This is a genomic window from Alcaligenes sp. SJTW-7 (genome assembly GCF_047716895.1).
GTDB classification, from domain to species: domain Bacteria; phylum Pseudomonadota; class Gammaproteobacteria; order Burkholderiales; family Burkholderiaceae_B; genus Alcaligenes; species Alcaligenes ammonioxydans.
The window spans coordinates 714,032-727,343 of sequence record NZ_CP136682.1; the positions used below are offsets into that span (position 1 = coordinate 714,032).

The 13,312-nt window shown below is 58.3% G+C and carries 14 protein-coding genes; 7 read left to right on the forward strand and 7 right to left on the reverse strand.

Annotation, left to right across the window (positions count from 1 at the left end; all coding sequences use genetic code 11):
• Positions 1-170: 170 nt before the first annotated feature.
• The 3 genes from RSQ48_RS03150 (at position 171) to mobA (ending at position 3,196) form a co-directional block, all read left to right on the forward strand.
• Positions 171-1,277, forward strand: coding sequence for a substrate-binding domain-containing protein (locus RSQ48_RS03150; protein ID WP_039943870.1), 1,107 nt, complete (start codon positions 171-173; stop codon positions 1,275-1,277).
• Between the two features lie 69 nt (positions 1,278-1,346).
• Positions 1,347-2,600, forward strand: a complete 1,254-nt coding sequence (moaA, locus tag RSQ48_RS03155) for a GTP 3',8-cyclase MoaA (protein ID WP_131071296.1) — start codon at positions 1,347-1,349, stop codon at positions 2,598-2,600.
• Between the two features lie 14 nt (positions 2,601-2,614).
• The gene (mobA, locus tag RSQ48_RS03160; RefSeq protein ID WP_081050097.1) at positions 2,615-3,196 is read left to right on the forward strand and encodes a molybdenum cofactor guanylyltransferase MobA; all 582 of its coding nucleotides are present in this window, start codon (positions 2,615-2,617) and stop codon (positions 3,194-3,196) included.
• 218 nt (positions 3,197-3,414) lie between these two features.
• Here mobA and glp read toward each other — a convergent pair whose 3' ends face one another.
• From glp to RSQ48_RS03195, 7 genes are all read right to left on the reverse strand, one after another.
• Complete coding sequence (gene glp, locus RSQ48_RS03165; protein ID WP_131071297.1) at positions 3,415-4,620, reverse strand: gephyrin-like molybdotransferase Glp; 1,206 nt, start codon at positions 4,618-4,620, stop codon at positions 3,415-3,417.
• Between the two features lie 103 nt (positions 4,621-4,723).
• The gene (moaB, locus tag RSQ48_RS03170) at positions 4,724-5,254 is read right to left on the reverse strand and encodes a molybdenum cofactor biosynthesis protein B (protein WP_059318656.1); all 531 of its coding nucleotides are present in this window, start codon (positions 5,252-5,254) and stop codon (positions 4,724-4,726) included.
• Positions 5,247-5,726: a molybdenum cofactor biosynthesis protein MoaE gene (locus RSQ48_RS03175; RefSeq protein WP_059318657.1), complete on the reverse strand. Its 480-nt coding sequence runs from the start codon at positions 5,724-5,726 to the stop codon at positions 5,247-5,249. Before RSQ48_RS03175 ends, moaB begins: the two co-directional genes overlap by 8 nt.
• Position 5,727: 1 nt before the next feature.
• On the reverse strand, positions 5,728-6,012 hold the full coding sequence (gene moaD / locus RSQ48_RS03180) for a molybdopterin converting factor subunit 1 (RefSeq protein WP_003803738.1): 285 nt from the start codon (positions 6,010-6,012) through the stop codon (positions 5,728-5,730).
• Positions 6,013-6,047: 35 nt separating this feature from the next.
• Complete coding sequence (gene moaC, locus RSQ48_RS03185; protein ID WP_003803737.1) at positions 6,048-6,551, reverse strand: cyclic pyranopterin monophosphate synthase MoaC; 504 nt, start codon at positions 6,549-6,551, stop codon at positions 6,048-6,050.
• A gap of 80 nt (positions 6,552-6,631) precedes the next feature.
• Complete coding sequence (locus RSQ48_RS03190) at positions 6,632-7,270, reverse strand: response regulator transcription factor (RefSeq protein WP_003803736.1); 639 nt, start codon at positions 7,268-7,270, stop codon at positions 6,632-6,634.
• Positions 7,267-9,234, reverse strand: coding sequence for a PAS domain S-box protein (locus RSQ48_RS03195; RefSeq protein ID WP_131071299.1), 1,968 nt, complete (start codon positions 9,232-9,234; stop codon positions 7,267-7,269). The genes RSQ48_RS03190 and RSQ48_RS03195 overlap by 4 nt, the downstream gene beginning before the upstream one ends.
• A 115-nt stretch (positions 9,235-9,349) precedes the next feature.
• Here RSQ48_RS03195 and RSQ48_RS03200 point away from each other — a divergent pair, with 115 nt between their 5' ends.
• From RSQ48_RS03200 to RSQ48_RS03215, 4 genes are all read left to right on the forward strand, one after another.
• Complete coding sequence (locus RSQ48_RS03200) at positions 9,350-10,333, forward strand: TRAP transporter substrate-binding protein (RefSeq protein WP_003803732.1); 984 nt, start codon at positions 9,350-9,352, stop codon at positions 10,331-10,333.
• Between the two features lie 118 nt (positions 10,334-10,451).
• Entirely contained in the window at positions 10,452-11,087 is a 636-nt protein-coding gene (locus RSQ48_RS03205; RefSeq protein WP_003803728.1) for a TRAP transporter small permease, read from the forward strand.
• The gene (locus RSQ48_RS03210; protein ID WP_415302154.1) at positions 11,084-12,409 is read left to right on the forward strand and encodes a TRAP transporter large permease; all 1,326 of its coding nucleotides are present in this window, start codon (positions 11,084-11,086) and stop codon (positions 12,407-12,409) included. Before RSQ48_RS03205 ends, RSQ48_RS03210 begins: the two co-directional genes overlap by 4 nt.
• Positions 12,410-12,794: 385 nt before the next feature.
• Complete coding sequence (locus tag RSQ48_RS03215; RefSeq protein ID WP_003803725.1) at positions 12,795-13,304, forward strand: peroxiredoxin; 510 nt, start codon at positions 12,795-12,797, stop codon at positions 13,302-13,304.
• Positions 13,305-13,312 lie beyond the last annotated feature (8 nt).

A 13,312-nucleotide genomic window follows, 5' to 3' on the forward strand; every position in this document is an offset into this window, starting at 1 on the left:
CTGCGCCTCCATATTTTTATGCACAGCCGTGCATATTATTTGATTGTGTTTTCCCCCGTAATCTAACCACTTAAGTACGTAACTTCAATAAGCAATTATTCGCATATATAATGTTTGGTACATGCAGCACAGAACATAAATACGAAAACACGACCGGTCTTAAAAAACACATGACCAAACAAAAATTCAAAGCCCGGCTGCGCTCTGAATGGATTCTGGAAAATGCAGACGGCGTTGAGCTTCCCATGGGAGACGTGCTGCGTCTGTTAGGTGCCATCGAACGATTGGGGCATCTGGCCGGAGCCAGCAAGGAATGCCGGTTTTCCTATAGACATGCCTGGGGCTTGTTGCGCAATGCTGAAAAACAGTTTGATGCGGCCCTGCTGGAGACGTCCCGCCGCAAAGGCACCAAGTTGACCGAGTTCGCCCAGCGTTTGCTGTGGGCGAACCGGCGTCTGGATGCGCGCCTGACGCCAACCCTGGAGAGCATGGCTTCCGAGCTGGAAGAGGAACTGGGTCGTTTGTACGCTCAACCCTTGGACCGTCTGCGGTTTCAGGCCAGCCATGGATTTGCGATTGAAGGCTTGATGCGCTTTGCCAACGAACGCGAGGGTTTGCCTCTGGAGCTGCGTTACCGCACCGCGATCGAGGCCTTGGCCTCATTGGAGCGCGGGGATTGCGATCTGGCCGGCTTTCAGGTGCCAGTGGGTGAGTTTGAGGCGGCGGCTTTGCGCCGGTACGGACAGTGGCTGTCACCGGCGCGTCACCGACTGATTTTTCTGTCTACCCGACGCACAGGCCTGTTTGTGGAAAAGGGCAACCCCAAGAACATCACGGGCATGGCGGATTTGCTGCGGCCCGATGTGCGCTTTGTAAACCGGCAGATGGGTTCCAGCACCCGCTTTCTGGCTACCTTGCTGCTGGGTCAGTTAGGGGTAAACACGAATGCGGTGCTGGGCTTTGAAACAACAGAATTGACGCATATGGCGGTGGCAGCGCATGTGGCCAGTGGCATGGCCGATACCGGCCTGGGCGTGGAAACGGCGGCCAGCCGTTGTGGGCTGGAGTTCATACCCCTGGCGCAGGAACGTTACTTCATTGCGCTCGAGCAGGAGTTGCTGGATAAGGCTCCTATGCAGCAATTGATGAACGTGATTGGCGGTTGCGCGTATAGTCAATTTATGGAAGATCTGGTGGGTTACGACCCACGGGGGCTAGGTCAGATCATGACGCTGGAACAGGCATTTGGGCGGGCTGCCGATTTGCTTTGGCGTTAAGCCCCTTTGCATGATGAAAACACACACCATGAGACGGGGACGAACCCTGTCCTTGAAAAAGAGAACACCATGAGCGATGAGCATGGGCCAAAACGTGAGCCTCTGTCTGTAGACGGCGCTCAGGCCAGGCCATATCAAGAGGCGAGTTCTTCGGATTCGGAGATCGCTTTTCCTGGGCGAGGCGATACGCCGCCCTCTGGATCGGAGCTTGCACAGGCGGTGCTAGCCCGCCCTGAGCAGACGCCGCAAACGGGCCGTGTCGACGCGTCCCGTCGCCCTACCGTGCGGTTTGCGCCGGTCGAGGGGCAGCCCCGGGACAAACGTCAGCGTCCCTTGCGTGATTTGCGCATTTCCCTGACGGACAAATGCAACTTCCGCTGTACCTACTGTATGCCGCGGGAGGTATTTGGTACGGACTACGAGTTCCTGCCCCATTCTTCCCTTCTCAGTTTTGAAGAGATCGAGCGGGTGGCACGACAGGCTGTGTCGCTGGGCGTGCGCAAGCTGCGGCTGACAGGAGGCGAACCGCTGTTGCGACGAAACATCGAAGTGCTGATCGCGATGCTGGCCAAGCTGCGCACCCCGCAGGGTGAGCCGGTGGAACTGACGTTGACAACCAATGGCACTTTATTGGGTCGCAAAGCCCAGTCCTTGAAAGAGGCGGGCTTGAATCGTGTCACTGTCAGCCTGGATGCGCTCGATGACGCCCGTTTCACGCAGTTAAGTGACAGTGGCGTTTCCGTCTCCACGGTGTTGGAAGGCATTGCCAAGGCGCAGGCGGTAGGCTTGAGCCCGGTCAAGGTCAATATGGTGGTGCGCAAAGGTCTGAATGACGATCAGATTCTGCCCATGGTGGAACACTTCAAGGGTTCGGGCCAGATCCTGCGTTTTATTGAGTACATGGATGTGGGCACCAGCAACGGTTGGAACCTTCAGGAGGTGGTCAGCGGAGCGGAGATAGTGGCACTTATCCAGTCCCGCTTTGCGCTGGAGCCCGTTGCGGCACAGTATCGTGGGGAAGTCGCCAGTCGCTGGCGTTTTAAGGATGGCTCTGGAGAGGTGGGGGTGATTACCAGCGTGACCCAACCTTTCTGTGGCGACTGTTCGCGCATGCGTCTTTCCCCGGAAGGGCGTCTGTTTCTGTGCCTGTTTGCGTCTCAGGGGTATGATGTGCGGGCGCAATTGCGCTCGGGCGCGTCCGACGAGCAGTTAGCCGCCTATATGCACGGCGTCTGGACCGGACGGCAGGACCGATATTCCGAGATTCGTGGCGAGCAAACCACGAGTCGTGACCGTATAGAAATGAGTTACATCGGCGGATGATAAGCACACAGGACATGAGCGGTATCGTGCTGGCAGGCGGGCGGGCCCGGCGATTTGATTTGTCGGGCCAGATTGATAAAGGCTTGTTGCTCTTGCAGGGCCAGCCGCTGGTTCAGCATGTGGTTCGTCGCCTGCGCCCGCAGGTCGGCCCTGTATTGATCAGTGCCAATCGCAATCCTGAGCAGTATGTGCATTGGGGCCGCGTGGTCCCCGATGCGCTTGAGCTGGAGGGCTATCTGGGCCCCCTGGCCGGTCTGGCCAGTGTGCTCGATCAGGTCACCACACCCTGGGTCTTGTCCTGTCCGGTCGATTTGCCTTTTGTTCCCAGCGATCTGGGTAAACGCCTGAGCAGGGCCGTAGAAGAACAGGGTGCCGTTGCCGCTTATGTGCAGGCCGAACGCAGCCACCCCCTTTGCCTGTTGCTGCGTGCCGATCAGGCTGCGGTGCTGAAAGCGTATTTGCTCAGTGGTGAGCGTCGTGTCATGAATTTTCTGCAGAGCATAGGTGCGATAGCGGTGGATTTGCGCGATGCCCCCGAACATGCCTTTTTCAATATCAATACGCCACAGGATCTGGATCAGGCGCAAAGCTGGTAGGCCTGTTGGGGCTCCTCTGTTTCCCCTGAACGCATACATGCAGAAAAGAGGGGGTGATAGGGTCGTTCACGTATCCGCGTGTCCTGACGTGAACGCGTTAAGGGCAGAGTGTCTGTCGCGGCGACATCCGAGAATTGCGTCAACACACGGCATAAAAAAACCGCCCCGAGCAGGGCGGTTTTGTAGGGCCAAGCCAAAAGCGGAATGAGCCCCTGAAGCTAGGCCTGCCACTGGCTGTATTCATAGAGCCGAACGGCATCACCCGGCACTACGGTGGTGTCTGCGGGGATGCGGGCCAGTGCCTGGGCCCAGGGCAGAGAACTGATCACGCCAGAGCCCTGGTTGCCGAATGGACGCACCAGCAGGCGGCCCAGCTCGTCGTTGTCCACCTGTACCCGGATAAACTCTTCGCGGTCACCCTTGAATTGGCGCTCGCCTTGCAAAATGCCGAAGCGTGTGGCGGGCAGTGCGTCTTTGCGGCCTTGCAGGCGGCGAATCAGCGGAGAGACCATCAAGGAAAACACAGCGTAGGAAGAGACCGGGTTGCCGGGCAGGCAGACCAGCGGCTTGTTGTCGATGTAGGCCAGCGCCAGGGGTTTGCCAGGCTTCATGCGCACTTTCCACAGATCCAGCTGTCCGCCCATGCCTTCGATGGCAGGTTTGACAAAGTCTTTCTCGCCGACGGATACACCGCCGACTGTCAGAACTAGGTCGCAGCGTTGCAGCAAGTCTTTCAAGGCGTCCTGAATAGCGTCCAGCGTGTCTTTGGCATGGACGGCGTGCACTGACTCCACGCCCAGCGCCTGCAGTTGCGCACGCAGCATGGGGGCGTTGGAGTTGTAGATCTGGCCGGCTTGCAAGGGCTGTCCGGCAGGAGTCAGCTCGTCGCCTGTGGTCAAAATGCCGACAGTCAGTTGTGGATAGACCGGTAGCTGAGCGTGGCCTTGCGCCGCCAATTGCGCAATATGGGCCGCAGTCAGTTTGGTACCTGTGGTGATCAACACGTCACCCATGCGCATGTCCTCGCCCCGGCGACGGATGTTCACGCCAGCCACGGGCATTTCCAGAATGCGCACCCCGTGCTCATCTTCCTGGCAGTTTTCCTGAATGACGACGGTATCGGCGCCGGCTGGCAACATGCTGCCGGTAAAGATGCGGATCGCCATACCTGCTTGCAAGGGTTCGGGAATATCCCCGGCATAGCAGCGTTGCTGAATGGGCAGTTCCTTGCCCTCGACAATGTCGCTCAGGCGCAGCGCATAGCCGTCCATGGCACTGTTGTCGGCGGGCGGCATGTCCAGTTGGGCGGTGATGTCCTGAGCCAGAATACGTCCCAGGGCGTGGGCCAGTTCGCAGTGCTCGGTTTGGGTGGGGGCTTGTCCCGCTTGGGCCAGGCGCTGCTGAGCTACGTCAAATTCGATCATAGGATTGGATACAGTCGATAAAACAAGGTCGTGGCTGAAGCAGGGGAGGGGCAGGCCCCAAATAACCGTTTGGGGGTGCGGATGGCCCCGGTGCTTTCAGGCTTTAAGGGGAATGCGGTTCCAGATACTGGGAGGCAAAATTGCAGGGACGATGACGGCTGTCCAACTGTTCTTTCAGGATATTCTCCCAGGCCAGTGCGCAGGCGCCGCCCGAACCGGGAAGGCAAAATATCAGCGTGCGGTTGGCCGTTCCCGCCAAGGCATCGGACTGCAAGGCCGAGGAGCCAATATCCTGATACGACAAATACCGGAACTGCTCGCCAAAGCCGGTAATGACTTGATCCAGTAACGGTGTTACCGCCGCAATGGTGGATTTTTTATGGCTGAAGCCGGTACCGCCATTGCAAAGGATGACATGGATGTCGGGGTCTGCAATCCATTGGCTCAAGATGGCGCGAATGGCATAAATATTGTCTTTGCTGATGGCGCGCTGCACACAATGGTGACCGCTTTCGCTCAGGCTGCTTGCCAGGTAATCGCCCGATGTGTCCTCGTCGGGGCCACGGCGCTCTGAGATGGTCAGAACCGCCACGTTCAAACGTGCGGCAGGTCGGTCGGTCTGGGCTTTAGACATGCTTGCTGGTGTCCGCAGTAGTGTTCCAGGAATCGGTTTTTCGGGCGTCGCTGTCGCGCTGCTGCACCCAGAAACGCTGGCCGTCGGCCAGGGTTTCGCGCTTCCAGAAGGGCGCACGGGTTTTGAGCACATCCATGATGAACTCGCAGGCGCGAAAGGCATCGCCGCGGTGGGCGCTGGTGACCCCAACATAGACAATCTGTTCGTTCAGATGCAGTTCGCCTACGCGGTGCACGACCAGCGTATCCAGAATGGGCCAGCGCTGACGCGCCTGCTCGCACACGGTTTCGATTTCGCGCTCGCACATGCCAGGATAGTGTTCCAGGAACAGGGATTCGGTGGCGGTGCCATCGGCCTGATCGCGTACATAACCTGTAAATGTCACCATGGCACCGGCCTTGCCACCTGCCGTGGCACGCAGCTCGGCATTCAGGGCCGCCACATCAAAGTCTTCGGTCTGGATACGTACCATTTTAACCTCCGGTGACGGGCTCAAAGACGGCCACTTCATCGCCGGGGCGCACAGGGTCGGTGGGTTTGGCGTGAAACTGGTTAACCGCTACATGCAGTCGGCCGGCCATGTCGCTCAAATTTGGGTGGCGCTCCAGCAGGGCATCGGTCCATTGCTGGACGGTGCCTTCCTGCGGCCAGTCCCAGGTTTCCTGACGCTGGCCGGTGCGTTCGGCTACCTGGGCAAAGTACAGGACACGTAATGTGGAGCTCTCCGGTCTGTTGGTCGGGGTCAAAGGGCTTGTCATGCTATCTCCGTGAAAGGGCTTAGGGTCAACAGGCCCTATACCGAGGCCGTCCAGGTCCCGCTTTTGCCGCCGGTTTTTTCCAGCAAACGGGTCTGCTCAATCACAATGCCTTTGTCAGCCGCTTTGCACATATCGTAAATCGTCAGCGCCGCAATCGAGCAGGCGGTCATGGCTTCCATTTCGACGCCCGTGGTGTAGCGGGTCCGGCAGGTGGCCAGTACGGCAATGGTGCCCGCTGCGGCATCGCTTTCAAACTCAATGCCGACAAAATCCAGGGGCAGACTGTGACACATGGGGATCAGTTCAGCGCAGCGCTTGGCGGCCAGAACCCCCGCCACGCGTGCGGTGTTCAGCACCTCGCCTTTGGCATTGTGCTGGGCCGACAGCAACTGGTAGGCGGCCGGGCTCAGGCGAACCACGGCGCGGGCAGTGGCCGAGCGGGCGGTGGCCGATTTATGGCTGACATCGACCATCTGAACCTTTCCATCCTCATCCAGATGGGAAAGGTGCAAATCAGTATTTTCGGTAGTGGTGCTCATGATCGCTCCGGAGACCGGGCCTAGTGCGCGGTTCTAATTGTTTATGGTTGCATTATATACATCCGCAGCGCGGGCCCCGCCTAAGGCCCTGGAGGGGGGCGGTCTTCGCGCAAGCGTGCTGGATCGAGCAGACGCGCCAGTTCGATCAGGGTGCGCGACTGCATTTTTTCCAGAGCTCGTGCGCGGTGGACCTCCACGGTGCGCATGGTGATGCTCAACTCCTGGGCAATCTGTTTGTTCAGACGTCCTTCCAGGGCCAGCGCCAGCACTTCGCGCTCGCGCTGGGAAAGGGTATCGAGCCGCTCTTCCAGCGCCTGCTCATCGTCCCGCTCTTGCTGACTGGCTTCGTAACTGCGCAACACATCCAGAACCCGATCCACCAGATCGTTGTCATTAAAGGGCTTTTCAATAAAGTCGGCCGCGCCTTGTTTCAAGGCTGATACGGCCAGCGGCAGGTCGCCATGACCTGTCAGAAAGATGACAGGCAGGCAGGACTGGCGGTCGCGCAACTGCTCGAATACCTCCAGCCCGGACAGGCCCTCCATGCGGATATCAAGCAAAATGCAGCCGTGGGTGTCAGGACCCAGGGCAGCTAAAAAAGCCTCGCCGCTCTCCCACTGTTCGGTATGGACCTGCCGAGTGGAAAACAGCCAGGACAAGGCATCGCGGATGGCTGGGTCGTCGTCCACGATATGGACCAGGGGAGCGCGCTTAGTCATAGTTCGATCAGGGGTAAGGAAAACAGGAAGGTGGCACCGTGGGGAACCCCGTTTTCAAACCAGAGTTTGCCATGGTGCAGCTCCACAATGGAGCGGCAAATATTCAAACCTATGCCCAGGCCCTGGGCTTTGGTCGTGGTGAAAGCCTGGAAGACCTCGGCCATGATCGTCGCTGCCACGCCGGGTCCTTGGTCGGCCACCATCACCAGCACCACGCCATTGCTGGCTTGCATGGTCACTTCCAGAATGCGCCGTTCCGGCTCCAGGCCTGACATGGCTTCGGCCGCATTGCGCAGCAGGTTGAAGATCAACTGCTCCAGCAGAACCTTGTCGCCCATGACGGGTAGCCGCTCGGGGTGGGAGGGCACAATCAACTGGATCTGGTGATGGCGCAGGCCCGCTTTGGCCATGGCCAGGGCACCCTGCAGGGCATCGGGCAGATTCAGGGGACTGAGCTGCGGATCTCGCTTGCGCACGAAATCATGGATACGGTGAATGATCTGCCCGGCGCGACGCGTCTGGTCAGCCAGACTCTCCAGCCCGCGTCGCAGCTGCCTGGGGTCCAGCGGCTCTGCACCCAGCAGGTTCAGGGAGCCAGCCGCATAGCTGGCAATGGCCGATAGGGGCTGATTCAGTTCATGGGCCAGCGTAGAGGCCATCTCGCCCATGGTGATGAGCTTGGCTGTGTGGTGCAGTTGTTCAGACTGTGAACTGGCCAGGGCTTCGGCCTGCTTGCGCGAGCTGATGTCAATGATGGAGCTGATCCAGCCTACATGCTGTTCCTGGGCATCAATCAGGGGGGACTCAAAAACCTGCACATCGACGCGAGAGCCGTCGGGTCGTTGAAACTGGGTGTCAAAAACCTGCACGGCGCGGGTGGACTTGAGGCGGTCCCGGCGCTCCAGGGTTTCATCCATCATCTCCGGCACCCACCAGGGCATGGGCGGGGCCAGGCCAATAATGTCCTCACTGCGGCGGCCGACCAGCTCGCAAAACGCGGGGTTCACGTACAGCACCTTGCCGTCCAGATCGCGGGCGCGCATGCCAGTGACCATGGAGTTTTCAATGGCGCTGCGAAAGGCCTGCTCTTGCATCAATGCCAGTTCCGCATCACGGCGCTTGCGGGCGTAGTGGTGCTGCATGGCCAGGTTCACCACAGCCAGCAAGGCCAGGCCGGCGATGACGGTCATCAGCAGTGTGAACGTGGGAATGTTTTGCTGCGGGTATGGGATCATCAGCAAACGCACCCCATGCAAGGGAGGGTCCACCGACATGGCATAGCGCAGCTCGCTTGGGCCGGGCTCGCCTTTGGAGCGCGTGGCCAGCGTCTGGTCGCCCTGGTCAATCAGGGAAACATGGTACTGCTCGGCAATCCACCAGGGCACGTTTTCCATCAGGATGGTCGCCAGGGAGAAAGTGGCCCGCAAGGTGCCGACAATCGCATTGTCCTCGTAAATGGGAACCACCAGATCCAGCACGCTTTCCTGGTGCTCGCTGGAGTAATAGGCTGGCAGCCAGGTCGAGGTTCTGGGTGTGCTGACGTGGGCCGCAATACGGGTGTCGGCGCCGGGTGGACGTACCAGCAAGGTCGTGCCAAAGCGGTCCTGGATGGCCACTTTCAGCAGGTCAGGATGAATCGTCTTGAAATGCTGCAATTGCGTTAAAGCCGTCTGGGTGGTGATGGGTGGGGAGTGCATTTCAATTTCGCTGGCAATGCGGCTTAAATTGTTTTCGTGCGAGCGCAGTTGAAAGGACAGGGATTGTTCCACCCACAAGGCATTGCGGATCAGTTCATTGGATTGCTCATCCGTGCGCTCCTTGTTGACCGCCCAGGCAAATACGCCCATCAGCAGCACAATAATCAGGATGGCCAGAATCGGCACATAGCTGCTGAGCGGGTGAGGGGTCAGGGTACGCGAGGCAGCCTGGCGTATGAATCCGGACGGGCGAGCAAGACGCATCATGGCAAAAGGTTTCGGATTTCCACAATAGATAATTCGGGACCGCTTTTTTAAGCTACACGCTTTCACGCAAATCAATCAATAACACGTGTCGGCTCCCCACCGACCGGAGGCAACCATGAAAAAGACCCTTGTGGCCAGCGTGCTGGCGTCCGTGTTTCTGTCCGCGCCCGCCATGGCCAACCCCCTGATCATCAAGTTCAGCCACGTCGTATCGCCCGATACGCCCAAGGGCAAGGGGGCCGTGCGCTTTAAAGAACTGGCCGAAAAGTACACCGAGGGCAAGGTGGTTGTCGAGGTTTACCCAAACTCGCAACTGTACAAAGACAAGGAAGAGCTCGAAGCCCTGCAATTGGGCGCGGTACACATGCTGGCACCGTCGCTGGCCAAGTTTGGTCCTTTGGGTGTGCGCGAATTTGAGGTGTTTGACCTGCCATTCATCTTCAATGACCGCAACGATCTGCGCAAAGTCACCGAAGGGCCCGTGGGCCGCATGCTGCTGGATAAACTGGAGCCCAAGGGCATCAAGGGCCTGGCTTACTGGGACAACGGGTTTAAGGTCATGAGCGCCAACAGCCCGCTGAAAAGCGTGGATGACTTTCTGGGCCTGAAAATGCGCATCCAGTCCTCCAAGGTGCTGGAAGCCCAGTTCAAGGCACTGGATGCCGTCCCCCAGGTGATGGCGTTCTCCGAGGTCTACCAGGCCTTGCAAACGGGTGTTGTGGATGGCACCGAGAATCCGCCTTCGAACATGTACACCCAGAAAATGCACGAAGTGCAAAAGCATGCCACCGTGTCTAACCACGGCTACCTGGGTTACGCCGTGATTGTGAACAAGAAGTTCTGGGAAGGCCTGCCTGACGATATTCGTCAAGGCATGGAAAAAGCCATGAGCGAGGCCACGGTGTATGCCAACGACATTGCCGAGCAAGAGAACAACGACTCCATGAAAGCCATGGAAGAGTCCGGCAAGACTCAGTTCTACCAGCTCAGTGATGCGGAGCGCGAACAATGGGTCAAGCAACTGCGCCCTGTTCATAAGGAAATGGCTTCGCGTATCGGTCAGGACGTGATTGACGCTTTCTATAAAGCCACCGAATAAGAGCAGCGTCATCTGATTGTCTTATACAGGTCTGATTCAGACCTGTTCTTCCTTTCTTCCCGCTCTCTGTTTGCGCCAGCCCGGTTCCGGGCGGGCCAACTGTAGTCTGGAGCTACCCATGTTTTTACGATTTCTGGACCGCTTTGAGGAAATGTTCATTTCATTTCTGATGGTGGCCGCCGTAGTGATTATTTTTGTAGCGGTCTGCCAGCGCTACTCGGTCAGTCTGTTGGCGGACCTGGTGGCCTGGTCGCGGGCTCAGGGCTATGAGTCCGTCATGGCCATGGCTCGTTCTACCTATCGAAGCGTGGCCGGCATCAACCTGCTCTGGGCACAGGAGCTGTGCATTTACCTGTTCGTCTGGATGGCCAAGTTCGGCGCTGCTTATGGCGTGCGCATTGGCATCCACGTGGGGGTGGACGTGTTGGTGAACGCGGTGGGACCGCGCTGGCGTCATCTGCTGGTGGTGATTTCTCTGTTGTCGGGCGCTTTGTTCACCGCGATTGTGGCCTGGATCGGTGGCAGCTTTGTCTATGGCATTGCCCAGACGGCCCAGGTGTCGGCTGATCTGGAAGTGCCCGTGTGGATTGTGTATCTGGCTGTGCCGGCAGGCTCGTTGCTGATGTGCTTTCGCTTTCTGCAGGCCTTGATGAACTTTATTCAGACGGGGCATTTGCCCAATCACGAGCCGGTGGCGGATCTGGTGGCTGAAACAGAGCGCGGTCTGTCTGAATCTGAAGGAGCGCGCGCATGACCGCCCTGATTATTTTTGCCATGCTGGCTGTCCTGCTGCTGACAGGCATGCCCGTATCGATTGCCCTGGGCCTGACGGTGATGGGATTTCTGTTCACCATGACCGAAGTTCCGATGGACAGTATTGCGCTCAAGCTGTTCACCGGGATTGAAAAGTTCGAGATCATGGCGATCCCGTTCTTTATTCTGGCGGGCAGTTTCCTGACTCATGGCGGGGTCGCCCAGCGCATGATTCGTTTTGCCGCCTCCCTGGTGGGGCACATGCCCGGTGGCATGGGTCTGGCGGCCGTGCTGGCCTGCGCCTTGTTTGCATCCATCAGCGGTTCGTCGCCGGCGACGGTGGCGGCCATTGGTTCCATCATGATTCCGGCCATGGTCAAACAAGGCTATCCGGCGCAGTTTGGTACCGGGATTGTGGCAACGTCGGGCGGTCTGGGCATTCTGCTGCCACCGTCGATTGTGATGGTGATGTACGCCGTGGCCACCAGTGGCATGATGGTGGAAGGTCCGGACGGCGCCAAAGTGGGCACAGCTTCGATCGGTCAGCTGTTTATTGCCGGCGTGGTTCCAGGTTTGATCCTGGCATTCCTTCTGGGGGCAACGACCATGTTCCGTGCCTGGAAACTGGACTACCCCCGTATGCCGCGTGCCTCCTACAAAGAGCGCTGGCGTGCCTTCCTGGACTCCATCTGGGGCCTGATGCTGATCGTCATTGTGATGGGCGGTATCTATTCCGGTGTCTTTACCCCCACCGAAGCGGCCGCCATCAGTGCCGTGTACGCCTTTGTGATTGCCGTCTGGGTCTATAAGGATGTGAAGCTGCGTGAGGTAAAACGCATTGTGCTGGAATCGGCAGCCATGAGCGCCATGCTGCTGTACATCATCACCAATGCGGTCATGTTTGCCTTCATCCTGACCTCCGAGCAGATTCCACAGGCGATTGCCGAATGGATTGTGTCGCAGGGCATGGGCCTGATCGCGTTCCTGCTGTTTGTGAACGTCTTGCTGCTGGTGATCGGCATGGTGATGGAGCCCTCGGGTCTGATCTTGATCATGGCTCCCATCCTGTTCCCGGTTGCCATGAAGCTGGGCATGGACCCGGTTCACTTTGGCATCATGCTGGTGGTGAATATGGAGATCGGGCTGGCCACACCGCCGGTCGGTTTGAATCTGTATGTGGCCTCCAGCATATCGAAGCTGGGGCTGACCGAAGTGACCAAGTCCACGGTGCCCTGGTTGCTGACCGGTTTGGTCTTCCTGCTGATGATTACCTTCATTCCGGAAATTACGCTTTGGCTGCCCCGCATGATGGGATGGCTGTAGGAGTCCTGATTGCTATCCGCGGTCAGGGCGGGGTGAGCCCATAATGGGGCAGCATGGCGTTATGTCGTCTGTGTAAAACGTGAATCACCCTGAAGGCCGGGCGACAAGCCCGGCCTTTTTTGTGGGCGGGCGTTTTGGAGGCGGGCAGATTGTTTTTGTGCAGCGGCTGCTTTGGTGTGTGTTGAAACGGCCTGATGTCAGAGTCGTCGGCTGCTGGCGTCTTGCGCTTATTGCATGACCGGGCTCTGTTGAATGGGTTTCCCCCGGCATGTAGGCAAGTGAAACGTACTGATAAGTATTATTTGCCTATTGGCGCGGCCAGTCTATTAGTATCATAGGTTGTTCGGGCCGCCATGCTGGCGGTATTTATTCATACGGAGACCTTATGTCCATTTCAGTCGGTGAGCGCGTTCCAGACGCGACCCTTAGCGAGTACATTGAAACCGCCACGGAAAGCTGCCCTATGGGCCCCAATAACTTTCAGGTGGCTGATCTGGTTAAAGGCAAGAAAATTGCCGTGTTTGCCGTTCCAGGCGCGTTCACTCCCACCTGCTCCGAGCAGCACCTGCCCGGCTTTATCGCCAAGGCAGAGGCGTTCAAGGCGGCTGGCGTTGATGAGATCTGGTGCGTGGCGGTAAACGATCCTTTCGTGATGGGCGCCTGGGGCAAGTCCCTGAACGTCAATGGCAAAGTTCGTTTGCTGGCCGATGGCAGCGCGGTCTGGACCAAGAAACTGGGTCTGGAATTTGACCTGACCGCCAAAGGTCTGGGCGTTCGTTCCAAGCGTTTTTCTGCTTTGCTGGACGACGGCGTTGTCACGCAGCTGAACATTGACAACGACGGTGGCCTGCACACAACGGATGCAGACACCCTGCTCAAACAGGTACAGTCTTAAGTATCTGA

What these genes read in the sequence shown, in the direction of transcription:
- RSQ48_RS03150 (WP_039943870.1), top strand. Translation starts at nt 171, where the DNA reads ATGACCAAACAAAAATTCAAAGCCCGGCTGCGCTCTGAATGGATTCTG.
- moaA (WP_131071296.1), top strand. Translation starts at nt 1,347, where the DNA reads ATGAGCGATGAGCATGGGCCAAAACGTGAGCCTCTGTCTGTAGACGGC.
- mobA (WP_081050097.1), top strand. Translation starts at nt 2,615, where the DNA reads ATGAGCGGTATCGTGCTGGCAGGCGGGCGGGCCCGGCGATTTGATTTG.
- glp (WP_131071297.1), bottom strand. Translation starts at nt 4,620, where the DNA reads ATGATCGAATTTGACGTAGCTCAGCAGCGCCTGGCCCAAGCGGGACAA.
- moaB (WP_059318656.1), bottom strand. Translation starts at nt 5,254, where the DNA reads ATGTCTAAAGCCCAGACCGACCGACCTGCCGCACGTTTGAACGTGGCG.
- RSQ48_RS03175 (WP_059318657.1), bottom strand. Translation starts at nt 5,726, where the DNA reads ATGGTACGTATCCAGACCGAAGACTTTGATGTGGCGGCCCTGAATGCC.
- moaD (WP_003803738.1), bottom strand. Translation starts at nt 6,012, where the DNA reads ATGACAAGCCCTTTGACCCCGACCAACAGACCGGAGAGCTCCACATTA.
- moaC (WP_003803737.1), bottom strand. Translation starts at nt 6,551, where the DNA reads ATGAGCACCACTACCGAAAATACTGATTTGCACCTTTCCCATCTGGAT.
- RSQ48_RS03190 (WP_003803736.1), bottom strand. Translation starts at nt 7,270, where the DNA reads ATGACTAAGCGCGCTCCCCTGGTCCATATCGTGGACGACGACCCAGCC.
- RSQ48_RS03195 (WP_131071299.1), bottom strand. Translation starts at nt 9,234, where the DNA reads ATGATGCGTCTTGCTCGCCCGTCCGGATTCATACGCCAGGCTGCCTCG.
- RSQ48_RS03200 (WP_003803732.1), top strand. Translation starts at nt 9,350, where the DNA reads ATGAAAAAGACCCTTGTGGCCAGCGTGCTGGCGTCCGTGTTTCTGTCC.
- RSQ48_RS03205 (WP_003803728.1), top strand. Translation starts at nt 10,452, where the DNA reads ATGTTTTTACGATTTCTGGACCGCTTTGAGGAAATGTTCATTTCATTT.
- RSQ48_RS03210 (WP_415302154.1), top strand. Translation starts at nt 11,084, where the DNA reads ATGACCGCCCTGATTATTTTTGCCATGCTGGCTGTCCTGCTGCTGACA.
- RSQ48_RS03215 (WP_003803725.1), top strand. Translation starts at nt 12,795, where the DNA reads ATGTCCATTTCAGTCGGTGAGCGCGTTCCAGACGCGACCCTTAGCGAG.